20 protein-coding genes are annotated in these 16,930 nt (G+C 62.7%); 6 read left to right on the top strand and 14 right to left on the bottom strand.

All coding sequences use genetic code 11. The features are described from left to right. Position 1 precedes the first annotated feature (1 nt). Both NKH89_RS24675 and NKH89_RS24670 read left to right on the top strand, forming a co-directional pair. Complete coding sequence (locus NKH89_RS24675; protein ID WP_023721916.1) at positions 2 to 1,036, top strand: aspartate-semialdehyde dehydrogenase; 1,035 nt, start codon at positions 2 to 4, stop codon at positions 1,034 to 1,036. A gap of 159 nt (positions 1,037 to 1,195) precedes the next feature. After that, complete coding sequence (locus tag NKH89_RS24670; RefSeq protein WP_352910365.1) at positions 1,196 to 1,579, top strand: GNAT family N-acetyltransferase; 384 nt, start codon at positions 1,196 to 1,198, stop codon at positions 1,577 to 1,579. Between the two features lie 3 nt (positions 1,580 to 1,582). On the opposite strand, the gene NKH89_RS24665 is transcribed toward NKH89_RS24670, so the two are convergent. Beyond that, positions 1,583 to 1,990: an ACT domain-containing protein gene (locus tag NKH89_RS24665; RefSeq protein WP_352481080.1), complete on the bottom strand. Its 408-nt coding sequence runs from the start codon at positions 1,988 to 1,990 to the stop codon at positions 1,583 to 1,585. A 259-nt stretch (positions 1,991 to 2,249) separates the two neighbouring features. Here NKH89_RS24665 and NKH89_RS24660 point away from each other — a divergent pair, with 259 nt between their 5' ends. Both NKH89_RS24660 and NKH89_RS24655 read left to right on the top strand, forming a co-directional pair. Further along, on the top strand, positions 2,250 to 2,660 hold the full coding sequence (locus NKH89_RS24660; protein WP_023721914.1) for a DoxX family protein: 411 nt from the start codon (positions 2,250 to 2,252) through the stop codon (positions 2,658 to 2,660). A gap of 192 nt (positions 2,661 to 2,852) precedes the next feature. Next, entirely contained in the window at positions 2,853 to 3,116 is a 264-nt protein-coding gene (locus NKH89_RS24655; protein ID WP_023680734.1) for a YMGG-like glycine zipper-containing protein, read from the top strand. Between the two features lie 93 nt (positions 3,117 to 3,209). Here the strand turns inward: NKH89_RS24655 and rpsP are convergent, their stop codons facing one another. The 7 genes from rpsP to NKH89_RS24620 form a co-directional block, all read right to left on the bottom strand. Then, a complete protein-coding gene (rpsP, locus tag NKH89_RS24650) occupies positions 3,210 to 3,611 on the bottom strand; it encodes a 30S ribosomal protein S16 (RefSeq protein ID WP_023721913.1) in 402 nt (133 codons plus the stop codon). Between the two features lie 51 nt (positions 3,612 to 3,662). Beyond that, on the bottom strand, positions 3,663 to 3,989 hold the full coding sequence (locus NKH89_RS24645; protein WP_023721912.1) for a chorismate mutase: 327 nt from the start codon (positions 3,987 to 3,989) through the stop codon (positions 3,663 to 3,665). A 7-nt stretch (positions 3,990 to 3,996) separates the two neighbouring features. Beyond that, complete coding sequence (ffh, locus tag NKH89_RS24640) at positions 3,997 to 5,607, bottom strand: signal recognition particle protein (RefSeq protein WP_352481079.1); 1,611 nt, start codon at positions 5,605 to 5,607, stop codon at positions 3,997 to 3,999. 312 nt (positions 5,608 to 5,919) lie between these two features. Next, positions 5,920 to 6,888, bottom strand: a complete 969-nt coding sequence (locus NKH89_RS24635; protein WP_023721910.1) for a CPBP family intramembrane glutamic endopeptidase — start codon at positions 6,886 to 6,888, stop codon at positions 5,920 to 5,922. A 147-nt stretch (positions 6,889 to 7,035) separates the two neighbouring features. Further along, positions 7,036 to 7,638, bottom strand: a complete 603-nt coding sequence (locus NKH89_RS24630; RefSeq protein ID WP_023721909.1) for a DUF1236 domain-containing protein — start codon at positions 7,636 to 7,638, stop codon at positions 7,036 to 7,038. A gap of 63 nt (positions 7,639 to 7,701) precedes the next feature. Beyond that, on the bottom strand, positions 7,702 to 8,799 hold the full coding sequence (locus tag NKH89_RS24625) for a zinc-binding metallopeptidase family protein (RefSeq protein WP_352481078.1): 1,098 nt from the start codon (positions 8,797 to 8,799) through the stop codon (positions 7,702 to 7,704). A gap of 90 nt (positions 8,800 to 8,889) precedes the next feature. Further along, positions 8,890 to 10,137, bottom strand: coding sequence for a flavin monoamine oxidase family protein (locus NKH89_RS24620; RefSeq protein WP_352495992.1), 1,248 nt, complete (start codon positions 10,135 to 10,137; stop codon positions 8,890 to 8,892). Positions 10,138 to 10,322: 185 nt separating this feature from the next. Between NKH89_RS24620 and NKH89_RS24615 the strand changes: the two genes are divergently transcribed. Then, on the top strand, positions 10,323 to 11,123 hold the full coding sequence (locus NKH89_RS24615; RefSeq protein ID WP_023721906.1) for a lytic murein transglycosylase: 801 nt from the start codon (positions 10,323 to 10,325) through the stop codon (positions 11,121 to 11,123). A 58-nt stretch (positions 11,124 to 11,181) separates the two neighbouring features. On the opposite strand, the gene NKH89_RS24610 is transcribed toward NKH89_RS24615, so the two are convergent. From NKH89_RS24610 to NKH89_RS24600, 3 genes are all read right to left on the bottom strand, one after another. Continuing rightward, positions 11,182 to 11,676, bottom strand: coding sequence for a hypothetical protein (locus tag NKH89_RS24610; protein WP_352495991.1), 495 nt, complete (start codon positions 11,674 to 11,676; stop codon positions 11,182 to 11,184). Between the two features lie 46 nt (positions 11,677 to 11,722). Next, positions 11,723 to 12,022: a hypothetical protein gene (locus NKH89_RS24605; protein ID WP_352481075.1), complete on the bottom strand. Its 300-nt coding sequence runs from the start codon at positions 12,020 to 12,022 to the stop codon at positions 11,723 to 11,725. Positions 12,023 to 12,169: 147 nt separating this feature from the next. Beyond that, a complete protein-coding gene (locus tag NKH89_RS24600; RefSeq protein WP_352481074.1) occupies positions 12,170 to 13,393 on the bottom strand; it encodes an argininosuccinate synthase in 1,224 nt (407 codons plus the stop codon). A 178-nt stretch (positions 13,394 to 13,571) separates the two neighbouring features. Between NKH89_RS24600 and NKH89_RS24595 the strand changes: the two genes are divergently transcribed. Next, positions 13,572 to 14,213 (top strand): LysE family translocator, encoded by a 642-nt coding sequence (locus NKH89_RS24595; RefSeq protein ID WP_023721902.1) that lies wholly within the window; start codon positions 13,572 to 13,574, stop codon positions 14,211 to 14,213. On the opposite strand, the gene NKH89_RS24590 is transcribed toward NKH89_RS24595, so the two are convergent. The 3 genes from NKH89_RS24590 to NKH89_RS24580 all read right to left on the bottom strand — a co-directional run bounded on the left by NKH89_RS24590 (position 14,185) and on the right by NKH89_RS24580 (position 16,714). Next, positions 14,185 to 14,664 carry a hypothetical protein gene (locus NKH89_RS24590; protein WP_023721901.1) on the bottom strand — a complete coding sequence of 160 codons (480 nt, stop codon included), beginning with the start codon at positions 14,662 to 14,664 and terminating at the stop codon, positions 14,185 to 14,187. The genes NKH89_RS24595 and NKH89_RS24590 overlap by 29 nt on opposite strands. Next, a complete protein-coding gene (gene rlmN / locus NKH89_RS24585; protein ID WP_352856355.1) occupies positions 14,661 to 15,893 on the bottom strand; it encodes a dual-specificity RNA methyltransferase RlmN in 1,233 nt (410 codons plus the stop codon). The genes NKH89_RS24590 and rlmN overlap by 4 nt, the downstream gene beginning before the upstream one ends. Before the next feature lie 314 nt (positions 15,894 to 16,207). Continuing rightward, positions 16,208 to 16,714: an invasion associated locus B family protein gene (locus NKH89_RS24580; protein WP_023721899.1), complete on the bottom strand. Its 507-nt coding sequence runs from the start codon at positions 16,712 to 16,714 to the stop codon at positions 16,208 to 16,210. Positions 16,715 to 16,930 lie beyond the last annotated feature (216 nt).

Genomic DNA, 16,930 nt, shown 5'->3' with positions numbered 1-16,930 from the left:
GATGAGTTTCAAGGTTGCGATCGTCGGCGCCACGGGCAATGTGGGCCGAGAAATGCTCAACATACTGGAAGAGCGCGGCTTTCCGGTGAGTGAGGTGGTGGCGCTGGCCTCGCGGCGCAGCCAGGGCACGGAAGTGTCGTTCGGCGACCGCACGCTGAAGGTCCGGACGCTCGACCAATATGATTTTTCCGACACCGACATCTGCATCATGTCGGCCGGCGGCAACGTCTCCAAGGAATGGTCGCCGAAGATCGGCAAGCAGGGCTGCGTCGTCATCGATAATTCATCGGCCTTCCGCTACGACCAGGACGTGCCGCTGATCGTTCCCGAAGTGAACCCGGATGCGATTTCGCTGTTCACACGCAAGAACATCATTGCCAACCCGAACTGCTCGACGGCGCAGCTGGTCGTGGCGCTGAAGCCGCTGCATGACTTCGCCACCATAAAGCGCGTCGTCGTCGCCACCTACCAGTCGGTCTCCGGCGCCGGTAAGGAAGGCATGGACGAACTGTTCACGCAGACGCGGGCGGTGTTCGTCGCCGATTCCGTCGACGTCAAGAAGTTCACCAAGCGCATCGCCTTCAACGTCATCCCGCATATCGACGTCTTCCTCGACGACGGCTTCACCAAGGAAGAATGGAAGATGGTGGCCGAGACCAAGAAGATGCTCGATCCCAAGATCAAGCTGACGGCGACCTGCGTGCGGGTGCCGGTGTTCATCGGCCATTCGGAAGCGGTCAACATCGAGTTCGAGAAGCCGATCACCGCCGATGAGGCGCGCGAGATCCTGCGCGAGGCGCCGGGCTGCCAGGTCATCGACAAGCGCGAGGACGGCGGCTACATCACGCCGCTGGAATCGGCTGGCGAGGACGCCACCTTCATCTCGCGCATCCGCGAGGATTCGACCATCGACAACGGCCTGTCGATGTGGATCGTCTCCGACAATCTGCGCAAAGGCGCGGCACTCAACGCGGTTCAGATCGCGGAGCTGCTGGTCGAGCGCGGGCTGATCCAGCCAAAGAAGAAGGCGGCATAACTTCTCGCTCACGGGCCGCATCGCCGCTTCGCGGCTGGCCCTCCGCGGGGGCGCCGGACGGCCGGCGGCCCGCGGTCGCAGGCTTGTGAGATGAGCATTGCGACTAAAATCGCGCTGCGTCCGGCTAACGGGTCGGACGCAGGCGCAATTGCCAGGATCATGCGCGCAGCGCTTTCGTCGTTCGACTGGATGCCGGTCCTGCATACACCGGATGAGGATGTGGCCTTCATCAGCGGCACCGTGCTGGCGCAGCAGCACGTGACGGTCGCCGAAATCGACGCGGCCATTGTTGGCTTTGTCGCCGTTGCAGGAGAATGGGTCGAGCAGCTCTATCTGGATCCTGCCTGGACTGGCCAAGGCATCGGCGCCCGGCTGCTGACACAAGCAACCGCGAATTTGCCGGTTGTGAAATTGCATTGCTTTCAGTCGAACTCAGGCGCTCGGCGCTTCTACGAGCGCCATGGCTTTCGCGCGGAAGCTTTGGGCAACGGCACGAACAATGAAGAGCGATTGCCCGACATTTTGTACGTCCGAAGGCATTGATCCTTATCGTGCGGCGTCCGCAGCGAGTTTCTGCAAAACATCCAGCGCCTCCTCCGCCCGGTCGGCGGGCACGAACAGGTGATCGTGGTAGAAGGCCGAGACCGGATTGACGCCGATGCCGGCGGTGGCCAGCCGCGCGGTGATGGCGGCGAGGAAGCCGACCGCTTCCAGCGACGAATGGACGTTCAGCGTCAGCATCCGGCAGCGGAACACGGTTTTCAGGCCAGCGGTCTTGGCCTGGTCTTCAAGCACGATCAGCGTCATGCCCTCGTGCTCGCGAAACAGCATTACCGGATCGAGCTGGTCGGGAACGGCCGCATCAGGTGGCAACGTGGTGAAGACATGAACGCCGGCAAGCAACTCCGGCGTCATTGCCGCCAGCAACTTTTTCAGGTCGGTCTCTCCGGCCATCGCTTACTTTCGTTGTGCGATTAGGCGGCTGCTGCCGTCGAGCGCTCGGGAGATACCCTTACGGATTTCCAATAACGCCCTCCACCTCACCTCGCAAGGTGGACTTGGCCAGGTTGGTTGCTGGCTGAACTTGCACATCCAAGGTCGCCGTCCCCGGAGTGAAAAAGCACTGGAGGCATGTCGGATGGCCGTCATGGGACGCGTCCTTGGTTCGAGCTGGCAGAAAAGCCAGTGCTCGCAACGACCGGAGGGAACATCAATGACCAAGTCTCAGGCAGCATCCGTCTCACCGCGCGCCCTCTGGGCCGGTCGCGTGCTCAGCGCCGTCATCGTGCTGTTCATGATCTTCGACGGCGTCATCAAGCTACCGCCGCTCGAAATCGTCACCCAGACCATGGTGCAGCTCGGCTGGCCAGCCGATGCCAATGTCTCGCGCATGCTCGGCATCATTGGATTGGTCTCGACAGCACTTTATGTACTGCCGCGCACCTCGGTGCTCGGCGCCATCCTGCTCACCGCCTATCTCGGCGGCGCCATCGCCACGCATGTGCGTATCGGCAGCCCTTTGTTCTCGCATATGCTGTTCGGCGTCTACCTTGGCGCCATCCTCTGGGGCGGCCTGTATCTGCGCGATCCAAGGGTGCGCGCGCTGATCCCGTTCAGCCAATAGCAGCGACTTCCAAAGCCGTTCGATGGCGGCCACGCCGCCAGAGAGGGCGCTGTCTGCCGCCGCCTTTCTTCTCTTTGGATCAAATCGAGCGCCGCCCGGTCTGCTGCCGATCTTCTTCTTTGGATCAAATTGGCTGGTTGCGAGTTAGGGGGCGCAGCGGCGAGGACGGCACCCTGTTGGAGAGGAACGACAATGAAAAAGGTGATGATCTTGATGGCCCTGCTGGTGCCGCTCGGTGCCTGCTCCCGTACTGAGCAAGGCGCGGCCGTTGGTGGCCTGGGCGGTGCGGCGGTCGGCGCCGCAGTGGCCGGCAACCCGACCAAGGGCGCGGTGATCGGCGGTGCGGCCGGCGCCTTGGCCGGTGCGCTGATCGGCCGTGCCAGCGAAAGCGGCCAGTGCCGTTATCGCGATCGCAATGGCCGTGTCTACGTTGCGAGTTGCCCGGAAGGCTATTGATCGGGCCGCATCATACGGATGGACAGCAAAACGGCGGGCAAAGGCCCGCCGTTTTGTGACTGGTCAGCCGTTTTGTGAAGGGCAATCGATGACTTATTCGGCGCTGGCGGCTTCCGCCTCGGCCGGCGCGGCGGAAGCGGCGGCAACAGCGGCTGCAGCTTCCTCCTGCGCCTTCTTCAGCAGGGCTGCGCGCTCTTGCGCCTTCTTGCCGGGCTCGGCCTTCTTCGGGTTGGCGCGGGCTTCGCGCTTGGCGAGGCCGGCCTCGTCGAGGAAGCGCAGCACGCGGTCGGTCGGCTGGGCGCCGTGCGACAGCCAATGCTTGACGCGCTCGGCGTCAACCTTGACGCGTTCGCCGTCCTTGGGCAGCAGCGGGTTCCACGAGCCAAGCGACTCGATGAAACGGCCGTCGCGCGGCGAACGGGCATCGGCGACGACGACGTGGTAATAGGGACGCTTCTTCGAGCCCGCACGGGCCAGTCGGATTTTCAGTGGCATTTCTTTTCTCCTAAAAAGCTCTGATTTGGTTGATCGGTTGGTGGCTGGTCCTCAGCCGGTTTTCGTTATGCCGTTGGATGCGGCGATCTGCTCGTGATGGCGGATCACTTCGCGGACGACGAAGTTCAGGAATTTTTCCGCGAAATCCGGGTCGAGATGGGCGTCCTTCGCCAGTTGGCGAAGACGGGCGATCTGCTGCTGCTCGCGTGCCGGATCGGCAGGCGGCAGGCCATGCTCCGCCTTCAGCACGCCGACCGCCTTGGTGCAGCGGAAGCGCTCGGCCAGCATGTGGATCAGCGCCGCGTCGATGTTGTCGATCGAGGCGCGATAATTGACCAGCGCCGCGCGCGCGTCAGCCATGTCCTTTTCTTCGTTCATGGCGCCCTCATTTCTTCTTGCCGAGGCCAGGCAGCCCGCCGCCGGATCCCGGCAAACCAGGGAGCTTCATGCCGCCGGGCAAGCCAGGCAGGCCACCGCCAGCGGGAAAGCCGCCGGGCAGGCCCTTCATGCCGCCGAGCCCGGCCGCCTGTGCCTGCTTCTGCAAGGCCTCGAGCTGCTTGGGGTCCATCTTGGACAGATCGGGCATGCCGCCGCCCATCATGCCGCCTTGGCCGCCCATGCCGGGCATCATGCCGCCGAGCCCCATCTTGGAAGCGAGGCCGCCCATCATGCCGCGCATCAGGCCGCTACCTTTGCCCTTGCCGCCCATCGCCTTCATCATGTCGGCCATGCCGCGATGCATCTTCAACAGCTTGTTGATTTCGGCCGCGTCGGTGCCCGAGCCGGCGGCGATGCGCTTCTTGCGCGAGTGCTTCAGAATATCGGGATTGGCGCGCTCGGCCTTGGTCATCGACGAGATGATGGCGAGCTGGCGGCCGAACATCTTGTCGTCGAGACCGGCGGCGGCCATCTGGTCCTTCATCTTGCCCATGCCCGGCATCATGCCCATGATGCCGCCCATGCCACCCATTTTCGACATTTGCTGAAGCTGGCCGGCGAGGTCGTTCAGGTCGAACTTGCCCGACTGCATCTTCTTGGCCATCGCCGCCGCCTGCTCGGCGTCGATGTTCTCGGCTGCCTTTTCGACGAGGCTGACGATGTCGCCCATGCCGAGGATGCGGTCGGCGATGCGCTTGGGGTGGAATTCCTCCAGCGCGTCCATTTTTTCGCCGATGCCGATCAGCTTGATCGGCTTGCCGGTGACGGCGCGCATCGAGAGTGCTGCGCCACCGCGACCGTCGCCGTCCATGCGGGTCAGCACGAGGCCGGTGATGCCAACACGCTCATCGAAGCTTTTCGCCAGATTGACGGCGTCCTGGCCGGTCAGCGAATCGGCAACCAGCAGGATCTCGTGCGGCGACGACACCTTCTTGATGTCGGCCATCTCGACCATCAACGGCTCGTCGATGTGCGTACGGCCGGCGGTGTCGAGGATGACGATGTCGTGGCCGCCGAGCTTTGCCGCCTGCACGGCGCGGCGGGCGATGTCGACTGGCGTCTGGCCGGCGACGATCGGCAGCGTCGCGACCTTGACCTGCTCGCCGAGCTGACGGAGCTGCTCTTGCGCGGCGGGACGCCGCGTGTCGAGCGAGGCCATCAAGACCTTCTTGTTCTGGCGCTCGGCCAACCGCTTGGCGATCTTGGCCGAGGTCGTCGTCTTGCCGGAACCTTGCAGGCCGACCATCATGATGACGACCGGAGCCGGCGCATTGAGGTCGATGGCGACGCCCTCGGCGCCGAGCATCTCGACCAGCTCGTCATGGACGATCTTGACGACCATCTGGCCGGGCTTGATCGACTTGACCACGGCGGCGCCGACGGCCTTCTCGCGCACCTTGTCGGTGAAGGAACGCACCACTTCCAGCGCCACGTCGGCCTCGAGCAGCGCGCGGCGCACCTCGCGCAGCGCCGCCGAGACATCCGCCTCCGACAAGGCGCCGCGGCCGGTGAGGCCGTTCAGGATCGAACCAAGACGTTCCTGTAGCGATTCAAACATTCTTTTTCCTTTTCCCTGGCACCCGGATGATGCCCGAGAGGTAATGCGTTCGCGCCAGCTGTCCAAGCAAAAGCCGGTCCGGGCAAAAGCCCAAAGCCAAAAAGCACCCGGGGGCGCACAGCGCTGCCGGGTGTTGGCCTCCGGGATCGATTTACAGCACTTCACCTCAAAGAGGTTTCGGCGTCCCGGTCGGTTTGCTCGGAGGAATACTCGTCGCGGAATTTCGCGGCGTGTAGACAGGAAATCGGCCGCGGAGTCAAGCTTTGGTCAGGCTTTGCGCCAAATATGCTCAGGACCACCAGGCAAGGCGCATCAGCGCACGCTGCTGGCGCGCGCCATATCCGGCTCGACCTTCAGCGGGGAGCGCGGATGCAAAAGCAGCAGAACGGTCAACAGGCTGCTGACGATGCCGATCGCGGCGATGAGGACGGCGTCTGAAGTCGTCCAGCCGGCGGCTTCGAGCGGCTTGGCGTTGAACAGGGCGAAGGAATTATAGCTTTGCTGGTGCGAAATCAGCAGGAAGCCGGTCAGATTGTTGCCGAGATGGGCGCCGAAGCCGGCACCGAGATTGCCGGTTGCATAGACCAGAAGCGTCAGCAGCAGCGCAAAGGCGGCGATCGAGGCCAGCACGCAGGCATTGATCGCGGCGCTCGAGCCTGGGCTCCAATGTAGCGAGGTGAACAGCAATCCCGGCAGCAGCGCCCAGATGAAAGGGTTCTGGAACCGGCTCGCCAGGCCCCTGAGCAGATAACCGCGAAACAGCATCTCCTCCGACGAGGTCTGCAGAAAGGTCAGCGCAGCGATCGGGATCAGGAACAAAAGCCACGAGGACAGGCCGATCGTACCGCGCGCAATATCGGGCTGCAGGCCGTAAAGCAGGATCTCGGAAAGCAGCGAGGTGATCAGCACGGCGGCCAGCCCTTTCAGGAACCCCGACCATGAAATGCGCCGGCTGACGCCGATCAGGGCCGTCAGCTTCTCGCGATGGATCCAGCGCATGGCAGCCCAAAGGCCGAGCCAGATTCCGGCAAACGAAGCCAGCGCCGCGAGGATGCCCGCTGGAGAGGCCATGAAATCCTGCACCGCTCCTCCACCTGGCGGGGCGGTGCCAGACGACGCCTGCCAAACGGCAAAGGCATAGGTGCCGCCGAACAGCACGGCGGCAGTGATTCCGAGCCAGAACAGGATGACGACGACCGTTCCAAGCAGAAGGCGCGGCAAAGTGGTCTTCTCGTTGGCGGTGTGCCGGTACTGTTGGAAGGCGGTCGGGTCGATCGTCACGCGGGCTCGCTGGCTGGTGCTTCGGCTCGCATGATCTAGAGCATCGGACGCAAAAGTGGAAACCGGTATTGCAGCGGCAATGCCGGCTTGTGGCAATGTCGGGGTGTGAGCGGCCGCCATTACAGGGCGACCGCCCTGTTTTGCGCGTCAGCGCACGACGTACACGATACGCCGGCTGCTCGGATCGACCAGCGCCGGCTGGCCGTTCACATAGACGTAGCGATAATCATAATCGGGTATCTCGCGCAGCTCGACGGTGTCGGGCAACATCGCGCCGGTAACCACCTCGCCTTCGAGATAGACCGGATCGAGCCGGTTCGTTTCGACATAGGTGCGGATTTCCGCCGGCGGCCGCCGGATGGGCTCGATCGCCTCGCCGGCAACGATCGCTCCGGTATAGCTGTCGGAATATTCGGCGCTATCGGCAGGCGGTGTCACGACGGCAATGTCGGCGCCGGCCGGACGCTGTGTCAGGACCACACGGCTGCCGCCGAAATCGGCCGTCACATAGTCGGAATAGACCCAGCCCTGGCCGTTGGCCTCGGCGATGGTGCACCATTTGCTGTTGGCGATGCAGCCGTCGAGCGTCGCCGACTGGCCGGCCGCGAGTACCCCGATGACCGGATATTGCGGGCCGGGGCCGGCGCGTACATTGAGATCGGTGATGGCCGAGACGGCGGTTTCGGCCAAAGCAGAGCCCGACATCGCTATGAGCGCTCCGGCCACCGCCGGAAACAATATGCGTTTCATGGTTTTCTCTCCGTTTCACAGTCCCTCGGGACCGAAAACGAAGCAAAGCGGCATGCGTTCCGGCTAAAAAGCCTCCGCCGGCTCACGATTTGTTCCAATAGTTTTCGGCAGGTCAGTCAAAAGCTCGTGAACAAAAGCAAGCTTTTGCGCCGCCACGTCGGAGATTACGAAGGGATACAGATCGGGCAGGCCCATGCAGCGGTTGATCGAGTTGGAAGCTTCCGACAGCACCAGCCAGCGGTCGAGGATCTTTTCGAAAGGCTCCGGCCTGGTGGCGGGTTCCGATGGTGCCGGCTGCAGCTCGCCGCCGGTATCGGCGCGCGGCAGCTCGTTGGCTTCGACGGTCTCCAGCCGGCCGAGCGGGAAATTCAGCGCATGCACCATCTCCAGCGTGTCGGTGATGTGCATGTGATGCGCCCATGTCTCGGCCCAGTCCTCCCACGGGTGCGACGTCGCATAGGCCGAGATATGGCGCTGCTGCCAGTCGGGCGGCGCGCCATCGGCGTAATAGGTCTTCAGCGCTTGTTCGTAGCCGGCGCGTTCGTCGCCGAACAAAGCGCGAAAACCGGCAAGCTTTTGCGGATCGTCACGGATCAGGCGGTCCCAATAGTAATGGCCGAGCTCATGGCGGAAATGGCCGAGCAGCGTGCGGTAGTTCTCGCCCATCTCGACGCGCCGCCGCTCGCGCTCAGCCGAGTCCGCCTCGGCGACGTTGAGCGTGATCAGGCCGTTGTCATGGCCGGTCAGGATACGCTCGCCACCGGGACCGCCACCGATAGGATCGGCAAGAAAATCGAAAGCGAGGCCGATCTCGTCGCCGGGATTCTGCTTGGATGCGACCGGCAGGCCGAAGGCGAGCAGCGAATAGACGGCACGCTTCTTTGCCGCCTCGACACGGATCCAGCGGCGGCGATTGCCGTCGACCGACAGATCCGGGATCAGCTGGTTCAGCGTGCAGGCGCGGCAGAAGGCGTGGCCAGGCTCCGCCATCCAGTTGCAGGCGCATTCGTCGGCGTTGGTGCATTGGAAGATGTCGTCGATGCCGGACAGCACAAAACGCGCATGCTCGGGATCATAGAGCACGAGGCTGGCGCAGTTCAGGCATTGCGCGTTCTCGAAATAGAGACGGTGGCCGCAATGCGGGCAGTCGAAAAGCTTCATTGGCGTCTCAAATCATTCGAAATGCGGAGGACGAGGCGAACAGGACAAGGCCAAACGCCTGTCACCGGCCCACGTTCCTGCCGGCCGATGCTATTTTGCCGCAAGCTGGGCCACGACCTCCCTGGCCACTGCCTCGCCCGACAATCTGGCGCCGCCGCAGGTCTGCATCAGCGGACCGGCCAAATGCTCGCCGGCGAAGAAGATCTTTTCCGCCACCGGCTGCATCAGCGTGGCGCGCGCTTGCGAGCGGCCGGGCCGCGCCGCCGCATAGGCGCCGCGCACAAACCGCTCAGCGCCCCAATTGGTCATCATTGCGCGTCCGACATGCTTTCGTACGTCGCCGCCAAAGATGCCGCAGAGCCGGTCGACGACGAAGTCGATGCCGGCCGCCTCGCCCGCCGCCGACATCTCCCAAGCGAAATCGCCGCCGACGAAACCGACCATCAAATCGAAGTCGAAGGGAAAGCAGAGGAAGTAGATGTCGTGCCGGGCCAGCCGCTCGATCAGCAAATCGTCGAACGGCTCCAAGCCAAGCCTCGTGCCGGATATTTCGACCGGCAGCTTGGTCAGCATGCCCATCGGCAGATCGAAGAAGGCAGCGAAATGCCCATCGGGGAGTGCGGGCGAGAACGCAATCTCCTCGAAGGCGAGCACTGCCGGCGAGGCGGTGACGATGACAGCCTTGGCGCGGATGGTACCGCGATCCGTGACGCAGGCTACGCCCGGCCCATCCCAGAGGATCTTGCGCACCGGCGTCGACAGCTCCACCGGCACGTCGGCGCCGAAGCGCGCAACCAGCGTGCCGAAGCCTTCCCTGGTGAAATAGTTCGGATCGAGATCGGCGGCGGCCTGAAAGTCGCGGATCGATATCTCGTCCTCGTCGGCGCCGAAATCCATCGGCCCCGCGAAGGTTGCGGCGGCGCGCGGCGCGTGGCCTTTGGCGAGCAATGCCGAAAGGCGGTCATCGTCGCCTTCCCTCACCTGACGTGCCGCCACCAGTTCGAGCAGTCTTGCGTCGGCCACCTTCATCGCGGCCTCTTCGGCTTCGCTTGCCTTTCGCTCGCGGTAGTAGAGATGATCGACATTCATGTCGTGGTGATGAAGCGTCCAGGCGGCGGCTTTCGCCTCGGGAAAGTAGGGATTGCGGTCTGCCGCATGCAGCCAGGCGCAGCCGATGTCGAACGGCACGCCGAAATGCTGGTCGCTGGTCCAGGCGCGGCCGCCGACGCGGTTCATCGCTTCTAACAATTTGAAGGAAAAACCGGCGGCGCGCAGGGTCTTGGCAGCCGAAAGTCCGGCCGAACCGGCGCCGACGATCACGACATCAACGTCTTTCATGCTTATTCTGTCCCCGCCACAATAATTACTTGATCGTAGGCAAATTCCCGGGCATCCGCCAGTGTGGTGGATTTGAAGTTCCTGCTGTATTGAGTGCATCGGCGCAGCGCCGGGACAGTGACAAGCAGGTGTTTCGCTGGCAAATTCGCAATTGGGAACGTGATTCAGGCAACCAGGAGAGCAGCATGGCATTTCTTGCCAAGGGGAAGATGTTTGTAGTGGCCACGGTGGTGGCGGTGCTTGCGCTGGCGACGGGCGCGCAGGCGGCGGCCAGTTGTGGCAAAAACGGCGCCGGCTTCGAGGCGTGGAAACCGGAGTTTGCCGCGGAGGCCAAGGCCGACGGTGTCGGCTCGAAGGGTCTGGCCGCTCTGGCTCGCGCAACCTACGCGACAAAGACGATCTCCGTCGACCGCGCCATCCATAAGGCTTTCAGCGGCTCGGTCGAAGCTTTCATGAAGCGCCGTGGCGCGTCCGCGATCATTGCCAGGGGCCGTGCGCTGAAGAAGGCCAATGCGGCGCTGTTCGACAAGATCGAACGGAATTACGGCGTGTCGCCGGGTGTGTTGATCGCCATCTGGGGTATGGAGACGGGCTTCGGTTCCGCCATGGGCAACCAGAATACGGTCTCTGCCATTTTAACGCTCGCCTATGATTGCCGCCGTCCGGAGTTCTTCTATCCCCATGCCATTGCAGCCCTGAAGCTGGTCGATCGCGGAGCGTTGAGCGCCTCGTCGGTCGGTGCCGCACATGGCGAGATCGGCCACACGCAGTTCCTGCCCGGAAATGTTTTGACGTATGGCGTCGGCAACAAAAATCTGCGCGACAAGAGCACTGCGTTGGCTTCCACGGCCAACTTCCTCAAGGGCCATGGTTGGCGGGCCGGAGCGAGCGCGCAGGCGAATATGGGCGCAATCGCTGGCTGGAATTCCGCTAGCGTCTATCAACAGGCCATCGCCCGCATGGCCACAGCCATCGATGCCGACTGACAGAAATCTCTATTCGATAGAATGATTCGACAGAAAGCCCGGCCATGCGCCGGGCTTTCTATTTCACGTCGAGCGCGTAGGAGCAGCCGGCGAGAACCTTGCCGGGATGTGAATTAACGGTTGAGACATTGAGCGCAATGTGCGTGGAAAATGTCATGCCGTCGGCTTCCTCGCTGCTTTCGACGAGCACCTTCTCGCCAAGGAATTTGTCCGGTGTCGAGATTTGCGCTGTGACGCCGAGCGCTCGAGCGAGATCGGGCGCGGAAACATCGTCAAACACCGCCATCGGCCCGGTCGCGGTAAGGACGACGGCCGCCGTTTCGCGCCCGAAGACGCCGACCGTGGCCGGCAGCTCGTATTGCCTGAGGAAAGGATTGCCGGCGGTGACTTCCTTCCAGCCAAGTTTTTCCGCCGCGCCGGGCTCACCGCTCAGCCACAAGGCGAATCCGTTATAGGCCGGCACGTCGGCCCTGCATTCAATCAGCGCGGCGAGGTCGAGCGAGGTGGGATCGAATTCCTCCGCTCCGGCTGCTGCCAGGCCCGCCAGCAACATCAGCGGAAGTCGCGTGGCGCGTCGCAAACTAACCATCGCCGACCTGTCACTTGCCTTTGATGACCTTCCAGATGTCGGTGGATTGGTCGAGCTGAAGGCTGTTTATGTCGGAGAAGCCAATTCGGCCGCTGCGCACCGCATCGCCCAAGCGCCGGCAGAAGAGGCTCGGCATGCGTTCCTGAGAAACGCCCATGAAGGCTGCGATCTCATGTTTGAACGTAATGGTCCATGTAGCGACAGCGGCGATGCATCCCGCCTGGGGATCCTTCTTCGTGATGTCCTGTCCGGTCTGGCAGCCCGCCAGAATGCCGATCATCGCCGTCAAAATCAAAAGACCAAGTCGCATTATTACAGCCCCATTGCCCAAAAAAACAATTGGACAATCCGGCCATGAGGTCAAGCAAGAAAAGCTCTGCAGCTGTCATTAGAAACAACTACATTAGCTCACTAAGAGTATGGATCCAGGCTAAGCAGGATTTTCATGAATATATACTTAGCCTTTACGACCACGCGCCGCCAGCGTGCGCAGCCTCAGCGCATTGAGGCGGATGAAACCTTCGGCATCTTTCTGGTCGTAGGCGCCGCGGTCGTCCTCGAAGGTGACCAGCGCGTCGGAATAGAGCGTCTTCCTCGACTTGCGGCCGGTGACAATGACGTTGCCCTTGTAGAGCTTCAGCCGCACGATGCCTTCGACGTCTTCCTGGCTGTTGTCGATCATCGCCTGCAGCATCAGCCGCTCGGGCGCGAACCAGAAGCCGTTATAGATCAGCTCGGCATAACGCGGCATGAACTCGTCCTTGAGATGGGCGGCACCGCGGTCCAGCGTGATCGATTCGATCGCCCGGTGGGCCGATATCAGGATGGTGCCGCCGGGGGTCTCGTAGACGCCGCGCGATTTCATGCCGACGAAACGGTTCTCGACCAGATCGAGCCGGCCGATGCCATTGTCGCGGCCGAGATCGTTCAGCGCCGCCAGCATCGTTGCCGGCGACAGTTTCTTGCCGTTGAGCGCGACGGGATCGCCCTTGAGGAATTCGATTTCGATCTCTGTGACCTCATCCGGCGCATCCATCGGCGAGATGGTGCGCTGGTGGACGAATTCCGGCGGCTCGCTCCACGGGTCTTCCAGCACCTTGCCCTCGGAGGAGGAATGCAGCAGGTTGGCGTCGACCGAGAACGGCGCATCGCCCTTCTTGTCCTTCGGCACCGGAATCTGGTGCTGCTCGGCGAAATTGATCAGATCGGTGCGCGACTTGAACGACCAGTCGCGCCAGGGCGCGATGACCTTGATGTCGGGGTTGAGCGCATAGGCCGAGAGTTCGAAACGCACCTGATCGTTGCCCTTGCCGGTGGCGCCATGGGCGATCGCATCGGCGCCGGTCTCCCTGGCGATCTCGACAAGATGTTTCGAGATCAGTGGCCGGGCGATCGAGGTGCCGAGCAGATAGGTGCCTTCATAGACAGCGTTGGCGCGGAACATCGGAAAGACGAAATCGGATACGAACTCCTCGCGGACATCGACGATGCGAATATCCTTGATGCCCATCATCTCGGCCTTGCGCCTAGCCGGCTCCAGTTCGCCACCCTGGCCTAGATCGGCGGTGAAGGTCACGACCTCGGCGCCGAGCTCGGTCTGCAGCCATTTCAGGATGATCGAGGTGTCAAGGCCGCCAGAATAGGCGAGCACGACTTTCTTGACGGCTTTTGCTTTCGACATGGTGGGCGGTTCCGCGACAGGATTCTTGCGGGCGAGGTATCACGGCGTTTCGGGGCTGCGCAAGGGAGGAACAGGCGCCTGGGAGCCGCAAGCGCTGGACCAGACGCCGTGGCGGCGAGATGCTGGCGTCGGCGAGGCGCCTGCGCTATAGGCTGCGCCTTCTTGTCCGAGGCCGCCAATGTCCTTCATTCCCGACAACGCTACGCTTATCCAATTCGCCATCGCGACGGTGATCCTGGCGATTACGCCTGGGCCGGACATGACGCTGTTCGTGTCGCGCACGCTGAGCCAGGGCCGCGCCACCGGCTTCGCCTCGATGGCCGGCGCGCTGTGCGGCACGCTGATCCACACCACGTTGGTGGTGGTCGGCGTCTCGGCGCTGATCGTCGCCTCGCCGATGGCGTTCTTCGTGCTGAAGATTTTCGGCGCCGGCTATCTGGTCTTCCTGGCCTGGCAGGCGATCACAAAAGGGTCGGCGTTTTCACCGGAGAAGAAGAGCGGGCCGCAGATATCGCTGGTTCGCAGCTGGGCGGCGGGGCTCGGCGTCAATCTGCTCAATCCGAAGATCATCCTGTTCTTCATGACCTTCCTGCCGCAATTCGTCTCCGCGCATGATCCCAATGCGCCGGGAAAGCTGTTCTTCCTCGGCGCGATGTTCGTCGTGCTGTCGGTCCCGGTGACAGCGCCGATGGTGCTGGCGGCGGAAAAATTCTCGGCGGCGATGAAAGCCAGCCCGCGCGTGACGCGCGTCGTCGACTATCTGTTTGCCGGAGTTTTTTCGGCCTTCGCGCTCAAGATCCTGACGGCCCAGGCGAAATAGGGCGTCCGATTTGACGCCAGCTCCCAGCCGAGCGGCCGGCGCTCAGCCAGTAGAAAATACCGCCGACCATGCCGCAGCCGATCACCGCCAGCATGACGCTTGTGTTGGTAACCTCGAAATTGGCGTCGTTCGTCTGGTGGACGAAGCCGAGGAAGACCGCCGCCACCGCCGCGCCCGCCAGTGCATAGAACAGCCAGTCGCGCCGGCCGAGGATTTCGGAAACCAGGATGGCGATCGCCGCCGGCATGAAAGCGAAATAGGCGACGAACAGCGCGACGAAGGGGACGGAAAAATAGAGGGAAGCCGTCGCCGCCGGCGGTGCCTGCTCCGGCGTGTAGCCCAGGGACGCCAGAAACATGATATTGAGAAATGCGCTGGCCGCCAGCGAGGCGACGCCATAACCGATCAGGATGACGGCGAAGCGGATCAGATAGGCGACGACGCGATTCACGCCTCGCCGTGCCCTGCGATCATCATCGCTTCCAGCGCCAGCCGGTCGACTTTGCGCATGCGCTCGGAGTCCGATTTGAGCTGGCCGCAGGCGGCGAGGATGTCGCGGCCGCGCGGCGTGCGGATCGGCGAGGCATAGCCGGCATTGTTGATGTAGTCGGCGAATTTCTCGATCGTCTCCCAGTGCGAGCACTGGTAGTTGGTGCCCGGCCACGGATTGAACGGGATCAGATTGATCTTGGCCGGGATGCCCTTGAGCAGCTTGATCAGCGCCTTGGCGTCCTCGATGGAATCATTGACGTCCTTTAGCATCACATATTCGAAGGTGATGCGCTTGGCGTTGGACAGGCCGGGATAGGCACGGCAGGCAGCGATCAGCTCGTTGAGCGGATACTTCTTGTTGATCGGTACCAAAAGGTCACGCAGATCGTCATTGGTAGCGTGCAGCGAGATTGCCAGCATGACGCCGATCTCTTCGCCGGTGCGGAAGATTTCGGGCACGACGCCCGAGGTCGACAGCGTGATGCGCCTCTTCGACAGGGAAAGCCCGTCGCCGTCGGATGCAATCAGCAGCGCCTTCTTCACCGCCTCGAAATTGTAGAGCGGCTCACCCATGCCCATCATGACGACGTTGGACACTTTCCGGCCCTCGGCCGGCACGATGGCGCCGTCGGGCGTGTCGCGGTCGGGGAAATCGCCGAGCCGGTCGCGAGCTGTCAAAAGCTGGGCGAGGATTTCTTCCGCCGTCAGGTTGCGCACCAGCTTTTGCGTGCCGGTGTGGCAGAAGGAGCAGGTCAGGGTGCAGCCGACCTGCGAGGAGATGCAGAGCGTGCCGCGGCCTTCTTCGGGAATGTAGACGGTCTCGATCTCGACCGGCCGGCCGGCGCCGCGCGGCGGAAAGCGGAACAGCCATTTGCGCGTGCCGTCGGAGGAAATCTGCTCCTCGACGATCTCGGGCCTGGCAACGGTGAAATGCCTGTCCAGTGCGGCGCGCAAATCCTTGGAGATGTTGAACATGCCGGCAAAATCGGAAACGCCGCGCACATAGATCCAGTGCCAGAGCTGCTGGGCGCGCATCTTCGCCTGGCGCTCCGGCACGATGCCGGCGGCGACGAGGGCGGCCCCGAGTTCGGCGCGCGTCAAGCCGATCAGCGACGGCTTTTCAGGCGTCGTGCGGGTGCGCAACGCGTCACGCGCGCCTTCGGCGGTAAGATCGAATGAAAGGGTCATTGTTGCGCCAATATAAGCGATTTGCGGCCGATTACAGCATCGTGCCCGAAATGAAGCGCGGCGCATAGCACAGGTTGATGGCGGAGTCATGCAGGGGGTTCTTCCTTCTCCCCTTGTGGGAGAAGGTGGCCGAGCGAAGCTCGGTCGGATGAGGGGTGTTCCAGCTTGGCATCCCCTGCACTCCGTCCAGCACCCCCCAACCGTCTTGGCGCTGCGCGCCAATCCACCTTCTCCCACAGGAGAGAAGGCAAGACCGCACGAACACTGGTTCTTTACGTCGCTGTGTTAGGTCGTGAACGTCCCGGACGAGGACTTTACTTGCACTTGGCGATCGAGGCCAGCGCCGCCGAGATGCCCTTCAGCGAGAAGACGTAGGTGGTGGTATTGCCGCGGCCGGACTTGGCTGACACCTTCATGTCGGTGCCGGTCTTCATCGCGGCGATCAGCACCGGCTCCTCGGCGGCGTTCTCGACCCAGGCCGACTTGCCGCGCGTGAACATCGAAAAAGACTTCTTGTCGATGGTGACGGTGGCCTTGGAACCTTCCTGGAAGGTATAGCCGGCGATGAATTGCGGCTCGTAGGACACTTGCTGCCCCGGCCGCTGGCTGACGAAGAAGAACATGTCGCCATGATCGAGCGTCGGCGGCTGCTTGTCGGTTGGCACGGTCAGGACATAGCAGACCTTGCCGCCGCCCGACGCCTGGTAGCTGTAGGTGCCCCAGGCATTGTGCTGGCCGATCTTGGTTGCCGACTGCGCCAGCGCGGGCGCCGTCAAGGCCACCAGGGCCAGGCTGGAAACTATAGCAATCAATCCGCGCATCGCTTTTCCCGTATTCCACTGGTGCGGCGGCAGGCCGGCTCGGCGTCCTGCCCGTCGCTTCATTTTGATTTAATCTGGGTTACCAAACGGTGAATTTCCCCTGAGAAAAGGATGTTCACGCCAGGAAACCGCCGCCGTCTTCGCGCTGCCGCTTGAAAAAGCGGCTGGCGCAATGTCCCTGCCGCGACTTGGAGGCCACGAAAACGGCAAGAGTTT

Origin of the sequence: Mesorhizobium sp. M0923 (assembly GCF_040319365.1) — a bacterium.
Taxonomy (GTDB): domain Bacteria; phylum Pseudomonadota; class Alphaproteobacteria; order Rhizobiales; family Rhizobiaceae; genus Mesorhizobium.
This window is presented reverse-complemented; position numbering and strand designations above follow the sequence as displayed.

What these genes read in the sequence shown, in the direction of transcription:
- NKH89_RS24675 (WP_023721916.1), top strand. Translation starts at nt 2, where the DNA reads ATGAGTTTCAAGGTTGCGATCGTCGGCGCCACGGGCAATGTGGGCCGA.
- NKH89_RS24670 (WP_352910365.1), top strand. Translation starts at nt 1,196, where the DNA reads ATGCGCGCAGCGCTTTCGTCGTTCGACTGGATGCCGGTCCTGCATACA.
- NKH89_RS24665 (WP_352481080.1), bottom strand. Translation starts at nt 1,990, where the DNA reads ATGGCCGGAGAGACCGACCTGAAAAAGTTGCTGGCGGCAATGACGCCG.
- NKH89_RS24660 (WP_023721914.1), top strand. Translation starts at nt 2,250, where the DNA reads ATGACCAAGTCTCAGGCAGCATCCGTCTCACCGCGCGCCCTCTGGGCC.
- NKH89_RS24655 (WP_023680734.1), top strand. Translation starts at nt 2,853, where the DNA reads ATGAAAAAGGTGATGATCTTGATGGCCCTGCTGGTGCCGCTCGGTGCC.
- rpsP (WP_023721913.1), bottom strand. Translation starts at nt 3,611, where the DNA reads ATGCCACTGAAAATCCGACTGGCCCGTGCGGGCTCGAAGAAGCGTCCC.
- NKH89_RS24645 (WP_023721912.1), bottom strand. Translation starts at nt 3,989, where the DNA reads ATGAACGAAGAAAAGGACATGGCTGACGCGCGCGCGGCGCTGGTCAAT.
- ffh (WP_352481079.1), bottom strand. Translation starts at nt 5,607, where the DNA reads ATGTTTGAATCGCTACAGGAACGTCTTGGTTCGATCCTGAACGGCCTC.
- NKH89_RS24630 (WP_023721909.1), bottom strand. Translation starts at nt 7,638, where the DNA reads ATGAAACGCATATTGTTTCCGGCGGTGGCCGGAGCGCTCATAGCGATG.
- NKH89_RS24625 (WP_352481078.1), bottom strand. Translation starts at nt 8,799, where the DNA reads ATGAAGCTTTTCGACTGCCCGCATTGCGGCCACCGTCTCTATTTCGAG.
- NKH89_RS24620 (WP_352495992.1), bottom strand. Translation starts at nt 10,137, where the DNA reads ATGAAAGACGTTGATGTCGTGATCGTCGGCGCCGGTTCGGCCGGACTT.
- NKH89_RS24615 (WP_023721906.1), top strand. Translation starts at nt 10,323, where the DNA reads ATGGCATTTCTTGCCAAGGGGAAGATGTTTGTAGTGGCCACGGTGGTG.
- NKH89_RS24610 (WP_352495991.1), bottom strand. Translation starts at nt 11,676, where the DNA reads ATGTTGCTGGCGGGCCTGGCAGCAGCCGGAGCGGAGGAATTCGATCCC.
- NKH89_RS24605 (WP_352481075.1), bottom strand. Translation starts at nt 12,022, where the DNA reads ATGCGACTTGGTCTTTTGATTTTGACGGCGATGATCGGCATTCTGGCG.
- NKH89_RS24600 (WP_352481074.1), bottom strand. Translation starts at nt 13,393, where the DNA reads ATGTCGAAAGCAAAAGCCGTCAAGAAAGTCGTGCTCGCCTATTCTGGC.
- NKH89_RS24595 (WP_023721902.1), top strand. Translation starts at nt 13,572, where the DNA reads ATGTCCTTCATTCCCGACAACGCTACGCTTATCCAATTCGCCATCGCG.
- rlmN (WP_352856355.1), bottom strand. Translation starts at nt 15,893, where the DNA reads ATGACCCTTTCATTCGATCTTACCGCCGAAGGCGCGCGTGACGCGTTG.
- NKH89_RS24580 (WP_023721899.1), bottom strand. Translation starts at nt 16,714, where the DNA reads ATGCGCGGATTGATTGCTATAGTTTCCAGCCTGGCCCTGGTGGCCTTG.